This window comes from Streptomyces sp. NPDC024687 (assembly GCF_055559055.1).
In genome coordinates this window covers 18,126-33,026 of record NZ_JBVHLJ010000022.1, presented here as the reverse complement: position 1 = coordinate 33,026, position 14,901 = coordinate 18,126, and the positions used below count along the sequence as shown (strand labels likewise).

Annotated in this window: 8 protein-coding genes; 3 read left to right on the top strand and 5 right to left on the bottom strand. The window is 72.3% G+C overall.

What is annotated here, in order from left to right; genetic code table 11:
* Positions 1-376: 376 nt before the first annotated feature.
* Positions 377-925 carry a MarR family winged helix-turn-helix transcriptional regulator gene (locus ACZ39I_RS41410; RefSeq protein WP_467250870.1) on the bottom strand — a complete coding sequence of 183 codons (549 nt, stop codon included), beginning with the start codon at positions 923-925 and terminating at the stop codon, positions 377-379.
* Between the two features lie 134 nt (positions 926-1,059).
* Between ACZ39I_RS41410 and ACZ39I_RS41405 the strand changes: the two genes are divergently transcribed.
* Positions 1,060-2,316, top strand: a complete 1,257-nt coding sequence (locus ACZ39I_RS41405; RefSeq protein WP_393602006.1) for an MFS transporter — start codon at positions 1,060-1,062, stop codon at positions 2,314-2,316.
* An 11-nt stretch (positions 2,317-2,327) separates the two neighbouring features.
* Here the strand turns inward: ACZ39I_RS41405 and ACZ39I_RS41400 are convergent, their stop codons facing one another.
* Together ACZ39I_RS41400 and ACZ39I_RS41395 are read right to left on the bottom strand one after the other, a co-directional pair.
* Positions 2,328-3,971, bottom strand: a complete 1,644-nt coding sequence (locus ACZ39I_RS41400; RefSeq protein WP_467250867.1) for an ATP-binding SpoIIE family protein phosphatase — start codon at positions 3,969-3,971, stop codon at positions 2,328-2,330.
* Positions 3,972-4,192: 221 nt separating this feature from the next.
* A complete protein-coding gene (locus ACZ39I_RS41395; RefSeq protein ID WP_467250865.1) occupies positions 4,193-5,572 on the bottom strand; it encodes an NAD(P)/FAD-dependent oxidoreductase in 1,380 nt (459 codons plus the stop codon).
* A 374-nt stretch (positions 5,573-5,946) separates the two neighbouring features.
* Between ACZ39I_RS41395 and ACZ39I_RS41390 the strand changes: the two genes are divergently transcribed.
* Positions 5,947-6,729: a TetR/AcrR family transcriptional regulator gene (locus tag ACZ39I_RS41390; protein WP_467250863.1), complete on the top strand. Its 783-nt coding sequence runs from the start codon at positions 5,947-5,949 to the stop codon at positions 6,727-6,729.
* Between the two features lie 257 nt (positions 6,730-6,986).
* A complete protein-coding gene (locus ACZ39I_RS41385; RefSeq protein WP_467250861.1) occupies positions 6,987-8,951 on the top strand; it encodes a sigma-70 family RNA polymerase sigma factor in 1,965 nt (654 codons plus the stop codon).
* Here ACZ39I_RS41385 and ACZ39I_RS41380 read toward each other — a convergent pair.
* Positions 8,938-12,213: a BTAD domain-containing putative transcriptional regulator gene (locus ACZ39I_RS41380; protein ID WP_467250860.1), complete on the bottom strand. Its 3,276-nt coding sequence runs from the start codon at positions 12,211-12,213 to the stop codon at positions 8,938-8,940. The two genes, ACZ39I_RS41385 and ACZ39I_RS41380, sit on opposite strands and share 14 nt — an antisense overlap.
* Positions 12,214-12,663: 450 nt before the next feature.
* Entirely contained in the window at positions 12,664-14,751 is a 2,088-nt protein-coding gene (locus ACZ39I_RS41375; RefSeq protein ID WP_467250858.1) for an asparagine synthase-related protein, read from the bottom strand.
* Positions 14,752-14,901 lie beyond the last annotated feature (150 nt).

Sequence of the window (14,901 nt, the reverse complement as noted above, 5' to 3'; positions counted from 1 at the left end):
CAGACCGTTTCCGGTTCCGATTTCCTCGGTGCTTTCCAGGTTCCCGCTCTCGCGTTTCCCTTTCCGGCGGTTCCGACTCTATCAGATCCTTTCGGGCCTGATTCCCAGTCAGGGGGCTTGTCTTCCCGGCTGTTGGGCCGTTCCGACGTCTCAAACCTTAGCGGACTCTCGCTGCGGTCCCAAATCGAGGAGCCGCACCCAAATCGAATTGAATTCGGGCACACCGAATTCATCCCGGCTGGGAGATCGTTCTGATGGTTTGAGTGGCCGCTCTCGCGGCGGAGGTGCTACCGCAGAACCGTTACGGCCCCGTGGCAACCCGAAGAACTCTACGGATCCTCCAGGGGGCTGTCAAGCATCCTCTGTCAAGATCTTTTCAGTCGAGGTCGCTGAGTCGCCCGCCGGCGTCCGGCTGTGCGTGCTCCACCCTACGCAGGAGCCGGGTGAGAACGTCCCCGAGGGTGTTGCGTTCGTCCGCGGACAGGTCCTGGAGCAGGTCCTCCTCGAAGACCGTGGCGAGTCGCATCGCCTCCAGCCACTTCTCGCGGCCCTCGGCGGTCAGCTCCACGATCACCCGCACGCGGTTGGACTCGTCCCGCTCCCGGGTCACCAGTCCCTCGGCGAGCATGCGGTCGATCCGGTGGGTCATCGCCGCCGGCGTGAGGCCGAGGCGCTTGGCGAGGTCACTGGGGCCCAACTGGTAGGGGGAGCCGGAGAGCACGAGCGCCTTGAGGACCTCCCACTCGGCGTTGCTGATGCCGAGGGCGGCGGTCTGACGGCCGTAGGCGACGTTCATACGGCGGTTCAGCCGGGAGAGCGCCGAGACGATCTGCTCGACCTGGGGGTCGAGGTCCTTGAACTCGCGCTGGTAGGCGGCGATCTGCTCTTCGAGCGTCGGCTCGGGGGCGCCGGGAGTCTCGGCCATGGCCGAAGTATGGCACGCAGCTGCTTTGCCTCGAAGTCCTTCAGTATGTACTCTTCAACATCGAACTTTAGCTTTGAAGTCTTCACTCCTAACTAGTGAGAGAGGTGAACGTGACCAGGGCGAGGGGCGCAGCGATGCGTCGGATCCACGTGGGCAACGCACTCAGCGCGTTCGGGCTCGGTTTCACCGTCCCCTACCTGTACGTCTATGTGGCGCAGGTGCGGGGCCTTGGGGCCATGACAGCGGGGCTGGTCCTCGCTGTCTTCGCCGTGGCGGCGTTGATCGTGCTGCCGTTCGCCGGACGAGCCATCGTCGGACGGGGCCCGCTGCCGGTGCTGCTCACCGCTCTGGTGACGGCCGCGGTCGGATCGCTGAGCCTCGGGCTCGCGGGTCACGCCTCCACCGTGCTGCTGTCCGCGGCCGCGCTCGGGGCGGGTCAGGCCGTGATGCAGCCGGCGCTGGCAACGATGATCGTGGACTGCTCCACCTCGGAGACCCGGTCGCGTGCCTTCGCGACGCAGTTCTTCCTGCAGAACCTCGGGCTCGGCGTCGGCGGTCTCATCGGCGGGCACCTCGTCGACACCTCGAGCGCGGCGTCCTTCACTGTGCTGTTCGCGATCGAGGCGGCGATGTTCCTGCTGCTGGTGGTCGTGATGGCGACCCTGCGGCTGCCGCACGCGCCGCGCATGGAAGCCGCGCCCACCCGGTCCGCCAAGGGCAGCTGGAAGCAGTTGCTCGGCAACCGGGCCATGGTGCAGCTGTGCGTGCTGGGTTTCGTGCTGTTCTTCGCCTGCTACGGACAGTTCGAGTCGGGCCTGAGCGCGTACGGCGTCGAGGCGGCCGGTATCTCCACCTCCGCGCTGGGCACTGCCCTGGCCGCCAACACCGCGATGATCGTGGTCGCGCAGTTCGCCGTGCTGAGGTTCGTCGAGCGGCGGCGGCGGTCCCGGGTGATCGCCCTGGTCGGACTCATCTGGGCCGTGGCATGGGTCACCGCCGGCTACGCCGGGCTCGGACACGGCAGCCCGGAGATGGCCACGGCCGCCTTCGTCTCGACGTACGCCTTGTTCGGGCTGGGCGAGGCGATGCTGTCGCCGACGGTGGCGCCGCTGGTCGCCGATCTGGCGCCGGAGGGGATGGCGGGCCAGTACAACTCCGCCTTCGCCCTGGTGAAGCAGCTCGCCCTGGCCGTCGGTCCGGCGGTCGGCGGCCCGATGGGTGCCTCGCTGCACACGCCGTACATCGTGACGTTCCTGCTGTTCTCGCTGGGCATCACGTACCTGGCTGTTCGGCTGGGCAGGCAGCTGACCCCCGTACAGAACCAGCCGTCACTGAGCCGGAGCCGGGTGGTGGCCCAGGGTGGGAAGCGGCCGGAGTCCATCAGCGCCTGACCTGCACGGCGCTAGCCCTTCGGCAACACGAACTCGCACCACACCGCCTTCCCTCCCCCCGGCGTCCGCCGGGACCCCCAGTTCGACGCGATGGTCGCCACGATGGCGATACCGCGGCCGGACTCGTCACCGGGTTCCGCGCGTCGGCGCCGGGGCAGGTGGTCGTCCCCGTCCGTGACCTCGACGATCAGTCGCCGGTCGGTGCGGCGCAGTCGTAGCCGCATGGGCGGAATTCCGTGCTGGAGCGAGTTGGCGACCAGTTCGCTCACGGCCAGCACACCCAGGTCGTGCAGCTCGACCGGGAACCGCCAGCTCGTCAGCACGCCGGAGGCGAACGCACGCGCGCGTGGAGCCGCCTCGACGCCGCCCAGCAGTTCCAGCGCGGCGTTGCGGAAGAGATCGCTGTCGGGGCCCGTGTGGGCCGGGTGCTGGAGGACCATGACGGCCACGTCGTCGTCGTGTTCCGCGGTGACGCCGGCGGAGCGGACCAGGCGGTCGCAGATCACCTGGGGGGTGCCGGTGGCGCCGGCCAGGGCGCGTTCCAGGGCCGCGATGCCCTCGTCGAGGTCTTCGTTGCGGCGTTCGACCAGGCCGTCCGTGTACAGGACGGCCGTGGAACCGGGGCCGAGCGGGATGGAGCCCGAGGCGTGCATCCAGCCGCCGGTGCCGAGCGGCGGGCCGGTGGGTTCGTCGGCGCGCAGGACGACGCCGCTCTCGTCGCGGACCAGGATGGGCAGGTGGCCGGCCGAGGCGTAGACCAGCTTGCCCTCGTTCGGGTCGTGGATGGCGTAGACGCAGGTGGCGATCTGGTTGGCGTCGATCTCCATGGCGAGGCCGTCCAGGAGCTGGAGGATCTCGTGCGGCGGGAGGTCGAGGCGGGCGTAGGCCCTGACCGCCGTGCGGAGTTGGCCCATGACGGCTGCCGCGCGCACCCCGCGGCCCATGACGTCGCCGATGACCAGGGCCGTGCGGCCGCCGCCGAGGGTGATGACGTCGTACCAGTCGCCGCCGACCGCGGCCTCCGTGCCGCCGGGGTGGTAGGTGGCGGCGACGCGCAGGTCGTCGGGTTCTTCGAGTTCCTGGGGGAGCAGGCTGCGCTGGAGGGTGACGGCGGTCTCGCGCTGGCGGCGCTCGCTGGCTCTGAGGCGCTCGGCAGCCTCGGCGTGGTCGGTGACGTCGGTCGCGAAAACAAGAACACCGCTGCCGCCACCGCCGCTGTTTCCTTCCGTCACCGGGGTGCAGGTGAACGTGTAGGAGCGGCCGTCGGGGGCCTTGCGGGACTTGACCGTGCGCGGTTTGCCGCTGCGCAGGACCTGGTCGAGGAGGGGGAGGAGGCCGAGCTCGTGGAGCTCCGGGAGGGCTTCGCGCGCCGGTTCGCCGATGGGGCGCAGGCCGAAGGCAATCACATAGGCGTCGTTGACGTAGGCGAGGCGGTGGTCGGGGCCGTGGACCAGGGCGACGAGGGCGGGGACACGGTCGAGGACTGCGCGTACGGGCAGTTCGTCGACGGCGGGGGCCGGCACGGTCAGTTGCTCGGCGCGGGCGGCCGGGACGGCGCCCTCGCTCAGGCGGTCATCGGTGACCAGGTCGTCGGTCCGCGCTGCGGCGCGGCGCTGCGTTCCGGGGAGGCGGGCGCTCCAGCGCGTGAAGTTCACGAATCCTTGCCTCGTGTCGTCGTCTTCGGCGTCTTCGGGCCGGCGCCGGGCCCGGCCGGGGGGCCGGGGGCGGCAGCCCGAGGGTGCAGCACGGTGGGAAAACCTCTGGGTTCGAGGGGCGGGCGGCTGCCCGTCCGAAGTCGGGCACCAGTCTGGCAGGGTGACCGACCAGGTCGACATCGGTCAGACGCCGGGGCGGTCCATGGAGTTCCTCGGTCCGGTCAGGACGACCCCTTCGGGTCGTTCGGCGGGTCGTGAGGATGCTTTCCACCGGCCGCGAGTTCGAACTCCGCTCGGGGATGTTCGAGTGATCCGAGAGAGACGATCTCCCTCTTGAAGAGTCCCGACAGGGTCCATTCGGCCAGGACCCGGGCCTTGCGGTTGAAGGTGGGGACCCTGCTGAGGTGGTAGACGCGGTGCATGAACCAGGCAGGGTAGCCCTTCAGTTTCCGTCCGTAGACGTACGCGACACCTTTGTGGAGGCCCAGGGAGGCCACCGAGCCGACGTACTTGTGGGAGTACGTCTCCAGGGGCTCGCCCCGCAGCGCGTGCGCGATGTTGTCGCCGAGGACCTTCGCCTGGCGTACGGCGTGCTGGGCGTTGGGGGCGGTCTCCGTGCCGGGCTCCTCGGCGGTGACGTCGGGGACGGCGGCCGCGTCTCCGGCCGCCCACGCGTGCGTGGTGCCCTCCACGGTGAGCTGGGGGGTGCATTTCAGCCGACCTCGCTCGTTGAGCGGGAGGTCCGTGGCGGCGAGGAGCGGGCTGGGTTTCACGCCGGCGGTCCACACGACCGTACGCGTGGGAAAGCGATTGCCGTCGCTGAGGACGGCGACGCGGTCCAGGCAGGACTCCAGGCGGGTGTTCAGCCGTACGTCGATGTTGCGGCGGCGCAGTTGGCTGACCGTGTAGCGGCCCATGTCCTCGCCGACTTCCGGAAGGATGCGGTCGGAGGCCTCGACGAGGATCCACTTCATGTCCTCGGGGAGGACGTTGTGGTAGTAGCGCGCGGTGTAGCGGGCCATGTCCTCCAGCTCGCCGAGCGCCTCCACGCCCGCGTAGCCGCCGCCGACGAAGACGAAGGTGAGGGCCGCGTCGCGGATCGCGGGGTCGCGGGTGGAGGAGGCGATGTCCATCTGTTCGATGACGTGGTTGCGCAGGCCGATGGCCTCCTCGACCGTCTTGAACCCGATGCCGTGGTCGGCGAGGCCGGGGATCGGCAGCGTGCGCGCGATCGAACCCGGGGCGAGGACGAGTTCGTCGTACGCCAGCTGCTCGCCGCCCGTGTGCTCCTCCTTGGTGGCGAGGGTGGTGACGAGGGCCGTGCGTTTGGCGTGGTCGATCGCGGTGACCTCGCCGACGACGACGCGGCAGCGGTCGAGGACGCGGCGCAGCGGTACGACGACGTGGCGTGGGGAGATGTTTCCGGCGGCCGCTTCGGGCAGGAACGGCTGATAGGTCATGTACGGGTCGGGGGCGACGATGGTGATCTCGACTTCGTCCCGGTCCAGTTCCCGTTTCAGCTTGCGCTGCAGACGCAGAGCCGTGTACATCCCGACGTAGCCGCCGCCGACAACCAGAATGCGCGCACGTTCCTTCACCATCCCATGACGCACCCGTCGCTTCAGTTTGTCCACAGCCTCGACAATTTGTGTGACCGGAAGTCGTCGGTGCGCCGGGCTGGCCCCATCGCCGGAGGTCGCGAAGTATTCGCAGGTCAATGGGTGTGCGCCGGGTGGGTGGAGGGGGTGCAATCGGGGCGTTTGGCACCCGTACTCCGATCGGGGGGCGCTCCGTGCGGAACCTGCCCCTTCTGAATTGACCCCCACTCAACTATGTTCGTGTGTCGACGGGGTGTAGGGGGATGCGCTCCGGGTCCGCGACGGGCGGACTCGCGAAACGGGCTTGTTCCGCACGCTCCGGCTTTCGATGGCGGGGAGAGTCTCCGGGGGGAGACGTCATTACCGGGGGATTATTTATGCACATTCAGGACTCTCATTGGTCCACCGCGTCCGCCATCGCACCCGGTGGCGGGGCGATGGGCGGCGCGATGGGTTCGACGATGAGCGCGGCGGGCAACGGACGGGACGGATCGCGTTCGGCCCCGCTGCGCGTGGACGCACAGCGCAACCTGGAACACGTACTGCGCGCGGCGCGCGAGGTCTTCGGCGAGCTGGGTTACGGCGCGCCGATGGAGGACGTGGCGCGGCGCGCCCGGGTCGGTGTCGGCACGGTGTACCGGCGCTTCCCGAGCAAGGACGTCCTGGTCCGGCGGATAGCCGAGGAGGAGACCTCCCGGCTGACCGACCAGGCACGGGCGGCGCTCGGTCAGGAGGACGAGCCGTGGTCGGCGCTGTCGCGCTTCCTGCGCACGTCGGTCGCGTCCGGTGCCGGGCGGCTGCTGCCGCCGCAGGTGCTGCGCGTCGGGGTCGCCGACGAGGTGTCCGACGGCTACGACGGGACGCGGGTGCCGCAGCAGCGGACGACGCCGGGCTCCGGCGAGCTGCGGCTGGTCTCGGAGGAGGCCCCGCTGATCGCCGCCGACGACGATGCCGGGGCGGCGGCGCTGCTGGAGGTCGTGGGCCAGCTCGTGGACCGGGCGCGGGCGGCCGGTGCGCTGCGCACCGACGTGTCGGTGTCGGACGTCCTGCTGGTGATCGCGACCGCGGCGCCCTCGCTGCCGGACGCGGCGCAGCAGGCGGCGGCCTCGGCGCGGTTGCTGGACATCCTGCTGGAGGGGCTGCGGTCCCGACCGGTGTGACTCGAACGGGTGACAGCGGGGTGCGGTCGGCTGCCGACCGCACCCCGTACCGTTCCGGCGTTTTCCGAGTGCGTGAACCAACTCCCGCACTGGCCGCGACAGTTGAGTCTTCCCCATATCGGTGATGCTCAGTACTGCCGTGCGGGAAGTCCCCACGGACGAGTGGATGCGCCGCACGCAGGGCACTGACCAAAAGCCAATATGGCACTCTGACCCGGTGTTGGGACTGGTTGGGCCGGCGGCAGGGGCATTCCGCGATGAGCGTTGACGGGCGGAACGAACCCCTCGGTGAGGGCGACGGGGAAGCCGGAGGCACCCCGCAGGTGCCGGGCCAGGGCGGCCGCGCGGGCATCCCGCAGGGCGGCATCCCGGCCCAGGGCGGCGAACCCGTCGAGGGCACCGTCCCCGCGCAGCGCGACCGGCGCGAGGACGGCAGTGTCCTGCCCCCGCCCCTGCAGATGCCACCGTCCGACGCCGGCCTCATCGAGCGGCTGCGCGCCGGCGACGACACGGCCTACGAGGCGCTCTACCGGCGCCACGCGGACGCGGTGCGCCGCTACGCCCGCACCTGCTGTCGCGACGGCCACACCGCGGACGACCTCACGGCCGAGGTCTTCGCCCGCGTGCTCCAGGCCGTACGTCGCGGCCACGGTCCCGAGCACGCCGTACGCGCCTATCTGCTCACCAGTGTCCGCCGCGTCGCCGCCGACTGGACGAAGTCGGCGAAGCGCGAGCAGCTCGTCGACGACTTCGCGGTGTTCGCCGCCCAGGCCGCGCGCACCTCGGAGGTCTCCGACGACGACACCGTGGACCTCGGCGCCGACGTACACGCGATGCGCGTGGCCGAGCAGTCCATGGCCATGCAGGCCTTCCGGTCGCTGCCCGAGCGCTGGCAGGCCGTGCTGTGGCACACCGAGGTCGAGGACGAGTCGCCGAGCGAGGTCGCCACCCTCTTCGGGCTCGACGCCAACGGCACGCGCGTGCTGGCCAGCCGGGCCCGCGAGGGCCTCAAGCAGGCCTACCTCCAGGCCCACGTCAGCGCGAGCCTCGCCGGCGACGAGGAGTGTGCCCGCTACGCCGACCGGCTCGGCGCCTACGCCCGTGGCGGGCTGCGGACCCGTGCCGAACGGGGTCTGCGCAAGCACCTGGAGGAGTGCGCCAAGTGCCGGCTGGCCGCGGGCCAGATCAAGGAAGTCGCCGGTGGCATCCCCGCCGTCGTACCCATCGCGGTCATCGGCTGGTTCGGGGCCGCCGGGTACGCCAAGGCCGCCGGGCTCATCGCGGGCGGCGCCGGGGTAGGAGCCGCCGGTGCGGCGGGAGCTGCCGCCGCGGCGAGCGGGGGCTCCTCAGGTGGGGCGGGCGCAGGCGGCGCCGCGGCCTCGGAGGGGCTCGGCGCACCGGTGAAGGCCGGCATCGCGGCCGGTGTGGTCGCCGTGGCCGCCGCCGCGGTGGCGCTCGCGCTGATCAGCGACGACAGCCCGGCCAGGAAACCGGACGCCAAGCCGCCCGCATCGGCACCGGTGGTCGAACCGGCCAACCCCTCGCCCAGGCCTTCCCCGAACAGGCCCGACCCCCCGGTGGTCCCGGTCGCGGCGGTCGCAGCATCCCCGACCCCGCCACCGACGCCGACCTCGACCTCGACCTCGACACCAACAGCGACCCCCGAGCCCACACCGCCCTCGAACCGCACCCCGGCCCCTACGCCGACCCCCACCCCGAAACCGACACCGCCCTCGAAGCCCACCCCCACCCCCACACCGCCGCCGACTCCCCCGGCTCCGGCCCCGCCGGCCGTCTACCAGTGGAGCGAGCTGGCCTACAACGTCTCGGGCGACGGCAGCGAGCCCGAGATGCGGATCGGCGAGAGCAGCTGGGTGTGGCAGCGCTACGGCGTCTCGATCGCCGACCGGACGTACGCCCACGGCGTGACCGTGCACGGCCGCTCCTCCGTCACGATCGACCTCAACCGCGCCTGCTCCTCCTACGACGCGATGGTCGGCGTCGACGACATGACGCTGGGCCTCGGAAAGGTCTACTTCTCCGTGTACGCCGACGGGGTCCGGCTGTGGCGGTCCGGGCTGGTCGAGGGCGGTGACCCGGCCGTGCCCGTCCATGTGAACCTCGCCGGGCACAGGACCGTACGGCTGGTGGTCGAGCCGCACAACCCCTTCGACGACCTGATGCTCGCGGACTGGGCGGAGTCGAAGTTCAGGTGTTCATGACGCGCGCCCGCACCACATCGTCGAGCTCGGCGAGGGCCTCGTCCGGGGTGAGAGCCGTGCCCCGGGCGTGTTCCGCCGCGTAGCGCACGGGGCCGAGGCCGGTACGGGCGTCGGCCTGGGCGCGCTCCGCCTCCACGCACTCGGGGTGGGGACGCGGGTAGCCGCCGCGCCACCGCTCGGCGGCGGCGATCAGCCGGACCGCGCGCGAGAGGTCGCCGAGGTCGCAGAGCAGAGCCGCCGCGCCGTCCACGAGTGTCGCCACGACCATGTCGGAACACCGCTTCTCGATCGCTTCCCGGACGGTGTCCGCCACCAGGGGCAGGCCATGGTCCGGGCCCGACTCGGCGGCCGTCACCATCGCGGCGATCGACTTCACCATTACCGCGAACTGGGGCGGCGAGGCTGACTGACCGACCTGCTCGTGCACCGCGTCGACCAACTCACGCGCGCGTGCGGTGTCCTTGTCCTCCAGGGCGATGTGAGCCCGCATCATCCTGACGAACGCCCGGGTCTGGGGGACGCCGTACAGGTCGCCGGCGGCGCTCGCCTCGTCCAGGGTGGTCAGCGCGGTGGCGCGGTCGCCCACGCGGTAGGCGATCTCGGCGAGCCGGGCGAGGAGGAACGGCGTCTCGGCGTACGCCCCCACCTCGTGGGCGAGGCGCAGTGACTCCTCGTACTCCTCCTTGGCCTCGGCCGAGCGGCCTCGGGCCATGGCCGCCTCGCCTGCCGCACTGCAGACCTGGGCGCGAAGCCAGCGGTCGCCCACGCGGCGGCTCAGCATCCGGAGTTCCGCCAGGTCGTCGTCCACACCGGCCATCCCGCCCGGTGAGTCGACCACGAGGTGGGTGCGGAACATCAGGGCGACGGCGACGGCCCAGCCGTCGCCGTGGGTCCGGCAGTGGGCGACGCAGGTGTCCATCATGGGGCGGATGTCCACCGGATCCTTCAGCGTGAGGCTGATCATGGGCCAGACGATGCCCGGGAGTCGGGCCGCGTCGGGGCCGCCCTGCGCGAAGTGGTTCTGGACGAGTTCCACATAGCGCTGGAGGCGGGGGTCCAGGTCGCCGTCCATGGGCTCCGTCTCGGACTTGAGGAAGAGATGGAGCATGCGCAGGTTCATCCGCAGGCGGTGTGCCGGGTGGTGCGTCTCGGTGTCCGCGGTGGCGAGATAGGCGTCGACCGGATCCTCGGTCTCACGGTCGGACGTTGTCGGCTGCGGGTCCTTCAGGGCGGCCCCCCTGTCCAGGGCGGCCCCGAGGCGCAGGACGCCTTCCACCCAGGTCACGCCCTCGCGGCGGTAGTTGCGCAGCCACCAGAACCAGCCCATGCCGAGCGCCAGGGCGGCGGCCTGCGTCTCGTCGCCCGCGATGAGCGTGCGGTCGAAGGCCGCGCGGATGTTGTCCAGCTCGGCCTCCAGGCGGGAGATCCACGGGAGTTGCCCGGCCGAACGCAGCTGTGGTTCCGCCTCCTCGACGAGGGCACGCGCCCACGCGCGGTGCCGGAGCTCGGCGGCGGCGCGCAGCTCGGGGCACTCGGCGGCGCGCTCCACGGCGTACTCGTGGATGGTCTCCAGCATGCGGTAGCGCATGCCGTCCGAGCCGTCGCGCTCGCTCGGGGTGGCCACGATCAGGGACTTGTCCACGAGCGCGCCGAGGAGCTCGGCGGCCGGCCCGGTGCACACCGCCTCCGCCGCCTCCAGCTCCCAGCCGCCCGCGAACACCGACACCTCGCGCAGCAGGGTTCGCTCCGGCTCGTCGAGCAGGTCCCAGGACCAGTCGACGACGGCCCGCAGGGTCTGCTGGCGGGGCAGGACGGTACGGCTTCCGGAGGTCAGCAGCCGGAAGCGGTCGTCGAGCCGGTCGGCGATCTGTCGAGGGGTCAGCATCCGTAGCCGGGCGGCGGCGAGCTCGATACCGAGGGGCAGCCCGTCGAGACGCCGGCAGATCTCGGCGACGGCCTCCTTGTCGGCGAGCACGGCGTCCGTGTCGGGGCGGACGGCGGCGGCGCGCTCGGCGAAGAGACGGTGGGCCTGGTCGGGCAGGAGGGGCTCGACCGGGCGCACGGACTCGCCCGGCACGCCCAGGGGTTCACGGCTGGTGGCGAGAACGGTGAGCCCCGGACAGCGGGTGAGGAGGATCTCCGCGAGGTGGGCCGCCGCCTCGATGACATGTTCGCAGTTGTCAAGGATCAGGAGTTGGCTGCGCGGGGCGCAGTACTCGACGAGCAGGGCGAGCGGGTCGTCCTGCGGGGCCGTCAGCTCGGTGGTCATGAGCACGGTCTCGCGCAGACCGAGCGCGCTGACCACCGCGCCGGGCACCGCCTCCGGCCGGTCGAGCGGGGCGAGCTCGACGAGCCACGCCTGCGGGAGCCCGGCGGCGGCTTCCTCGGCGAGACGGGTCTTTCCGGATCCGCCCGGTCCGGTGAGGGTGACGAGGCGGGCCCTGTGCAATTCGGAACGGATGGCGTCGAGCTCGGGTTCCCGGCCCACGAAAGAGGTAAGACGCGGACGGATGTTGCCGCTGCGTTCGACACGGGGGTGGGTGACCGGGGCCATGAGCAGCTCGCCGTGCAGGTCCCGCAACTCCGGGCCCGGATCGGTGCCGAGGCCGTCGGCGAGGGCTCGGCGGGCTCGCTCGTAGGCGGCGAGGGCATCGGCGCCCCGGCCGCTGTCGCGCAGGGCGCGGATGAGCAGAACGTGCAGCGATTCGTCGTACGGATGCGCTCCGGTCAACTCCTTCAGCTCCGGTACGACGTCCTGGGCCCGGCCGAGCAGCAGATCCGCCTCGATGCGGGCCCGGGTGGCCTCCGTACGCAGGGCCTCGGGGCGGGTCGCGGCGGTGCGGTCGGGGAGGTCGGCGAGGGCGTCACCGCGCCACAGGGCCAGGGCGGCGGTCAGTTCCCGGCCGGCCGTGAGCGCGTCGCCGCGTGCCAGGGCTGCGGTTCCTCGCCGTGTGAGCTGTTCGAAGACATAGAGATCCACGTCGTCCTCGCCGGCGGCCAGCCGGTACCCGCCGGGGCCGGACACGATCGCGTCCCTGCCGACGGTACGACGCAGCCGTCCGACGAGAGCCTGGAGCGCGGCCGGGGCGTCCTGCGGCGGCTCCTCACCCCACACCTCGTCGATCAGCGTCTCGACGCTCGCGGCACGGCCGGGGCGCTGGGCGAGGGCGGCGAGCAGGGCACGAAGACGCCGGCCACCGAGGGGTATGACGGTGCCGTCGTCGTCCGTTGCCTGGGTGACCCCCAGAATCCTGTACCGCACCGGTTCATTGTCACCGGGTTCAGGGGGAGGCTGTGCCTTTTTGCCGGGCCTGTCTCGGAGAGGAGCGTAAGGGGGTGCCGCGTCAGGTTGTGGGGCGAGTGCGGGCCGGTGGGGGCTGATCGCGCAGTTCCCCGCGCCCCTAGGGGGTTGCCGTCACCTGCGCCAGGACGGACCGCGCGCCACGATGGGCGGTTGGCCGCGTACGGCGGGCAGGGGACGGGGTGGGGGGTGTCCGCCCGCAGCGGCCGGCGTCCGATACCGGGCACCGATGAAGCAACAGCACCCGCCGGACCGAGGACGGACACCCCCCACCCCGGCACCGACCCACCCACCGAACCGCACGCGCTACCCAAGCACCCACCAGACCGCAACAGGCCGCCGCAGGCACTCAGGGGCGCGGGGAACTGCGCAAAAACGCCCGCCCCCACCGAACCCGCGGACGAACACCGCTCAACCGCCGGAGGCCCCCGCGCCCAACGCCCCCCGCTGCGGCCGAATCCCCGCCGGCACCGCACGCGCGCGTGCCGGGGTTCCCGTCCAGCACGTCCCCCGGCGGGCCAGCAGTCGGCCCAGCCACAGCTCCAGGGAGACCAGGTCCGCCAGCCCGTCCAACGGCAGCGGCTCGCCCTCCGCCGCCGCCCGCAGGGCCTTGCGGACCACCCGGGCCTCCACCAGCCCCGCCTGCGCCAGCAGCGGCGTACTGAACAGGGACATCAAGGAGTCCGCCGCCACCCGCAGCCCCGTACGGGTCGCCGCGGCCGAGGAGGCGTGGGACGGGGCGCCCCAGCCCGGCGGGAGGTCGGAGACACCGGCGCCCTCCAGGACCGTACGGAGGATCTCCGCTCGAGCCCCGGGCCGGACCCGCAGCGCCTCGGGCAGGGCACGGCAGGCACGGACCACCTGGTTGTCCAGGAACGGCGCGTGCAGCCGCTGCGAGCGGATCTCCACCGCCTGCTCCAGGACGCGCAGATCGGACGCGTGACGCGCGAGCGCCGCACGCGCGCGGAAGTCGCCGGGATGCTGCCCCGGACCCACCCCGGAGCGGTGCGTGGCACCCTGCAGGCGAACCGATACTTCAGCGAGCGCCTCACCCGTCAGCCACCGTGCCGCAGGACCCGGTCTGGCCCAGGTGAGCGCGGCGAGAGACGCCCCCACCGCACCCCCGGGCTCGTCGAAACGCTGGTGCATGAGCCGGTCGGCCAGCATCTCCAGACCGACCCGGTACGGCGTACGGGCCAGCCGCCGCGCGGCGCCGTACACGCGCGCGGGGACGAGCACCGAACCGTCCGCCTTGGTCAGGGCGGCCACCGGCCGGACCAGATGGCGCCGCTTGCGGTCCATCAGCAGGTCCGCGAGGCGCGCCGGATGCGCGTCGAGCACCTGCCGGGCCCCGTACCCCGTGAAGTGGTCGGCGCTGCCCGCGGCCAGCCGGGCACGGTGCCGCGCGGCCGTCACCAGACACGGCCCGGGCTCGTCGGTCAGAGGCCCGTCCAGCTCGGCGTAGGGAAGCGTCTCCTCGCCGCCGGTCACCACCACGTGGTGCAGCCGGGGGTTCGCCGCGAGCGTCCCCGCCCGTTCCAGCTCGGCCTCCCGCCCGCCCACGGCGAGGTCGTTGAAGGTGACCGCGAGCAGCCGCTCCCCGGCCCCGGTGCCGTGTCCGAGGACGGTCCCCGGCATGCCCGGAAGCCCGGCGGCCAGCAGGGCGAGCGTGCCCGACGCGGGCCCCCCGGACAGGTCGGCCCCGATCCCCGGTACGGGCATCCCGCGCGCGGCACGCCGTTCGGCGGGCCCCATGCCGGGCACCGGGCCGGGGTCGATGTCGGGCACGTGCCGGGGCGCGGACAACCGGGCCCGCACGGCCTCGACGAGCGCGTCCCGCACCGCGTCGACCGCGCTGTCCGCGTCGGCGGTGGGCGCGGCGACCGCGAGGGAGGCGACCGGCTCGTAGCCGGCGATCTCGCGGGCGCCGTTGCGCAGGATCAGCGCGTGCCCCGGCGGAATGCGCCGTACGCCCTCGTAGGGCGTGGAGTCGTGGAGCGCGGCCGGTACGTCGGGGGCGGCGAGCAGCGCGGCCAGGTGCCCGAAGTCGAGGTTGGCCTCGATGAGGTCGGCGAGGGGCAGGGCCGCGGTCGCGTAGGCCGTACCGCCGGCCCAGGGCGTGTGGAACACCGGCCGGGCGCCCGCCAGGTCGCCGCCCACGGTGATCCGGCGGCCCACCTGGACCACCGCCGTGTACGCCCCCGACCAGGCCGTCAGATGCCGAAGTGCCCCTCCGCGCGCGGCGAGCAGTCCGATCCGCAGCTGCTCGTCGGAGGCTCCACAGGTGCCGAGGACCGCGATCCGGGTCTGCGGGTCGACGGTGAGCACGCGCACCTCGTCGGGGCGCCAGTCGCCGACCGCCCACAGCGGATCCGGGTCACCCCACAGCAGGTGGGAACCCACCGGGTGCACGGTCTCGCCGTCGCTTCCGGTCGCCCCCGCCGCACCGACCTGGGACACGCCCGCGGCGGTGCTGCTCCATCCCACCAACCACCGCATCGACGCCTCCACAGGCTGTGGACAACCAGTGCACCGTTCGAACCGGTCACCATGCTGCCATGAAGGAAGCGTGCCGGAGGGCCGGTGGAGCCGCTCGGGATGCGGGGAACGCGCCCCTGACAACACCCGCGTACGCCTGCGAACACCCGC

Coding starts and splice junctions, on each gene's coding strand:
- ACZ39I_RS41395 (WP_467250865.1), bottom strand. CDS start 5,572: ATGGTGAAGGAACGTGCGCGCATTCTGGTTGTCGGCGGCGGCTACGTC.
- ACZ39I_RS41375 (WP_467250858.1), bottom strand. CDS start 14,751: ATGCGGTGGTTGGTGGGATGGAGCAGCACCGCCGCGGGCGTGTCCCAG.
- ACZ39I_RS41405 (WP_393602006.1), top strand. CDS start 1,060: ATGCGTCGGATCCACGTGGGCAACGCACTCAGCGCGTTCGGGCTCGGT.
- ACZ39I_RS41390 (WP_467250863.1), top strand. CDS start 5,947: ATGCACATTCAGGACTCTCATTGGTCCACCGCGTCCGCCATCGCACCC.
- ACZ39I_RS41385 (WP_467250861.1), top strand. CDS start 6,987: ATGAGCGTTGACGGGCGGAACGAACCCCTCGGTGAGGGCGACGGGGAA.
- ACZ39I_RS41410 (WP_467250870.1), bottom strand. CDS start 925: ATGGCCGAGACTCCCGGCGCCCCCGAGCCGACGCTCGAAGAGCAGATC.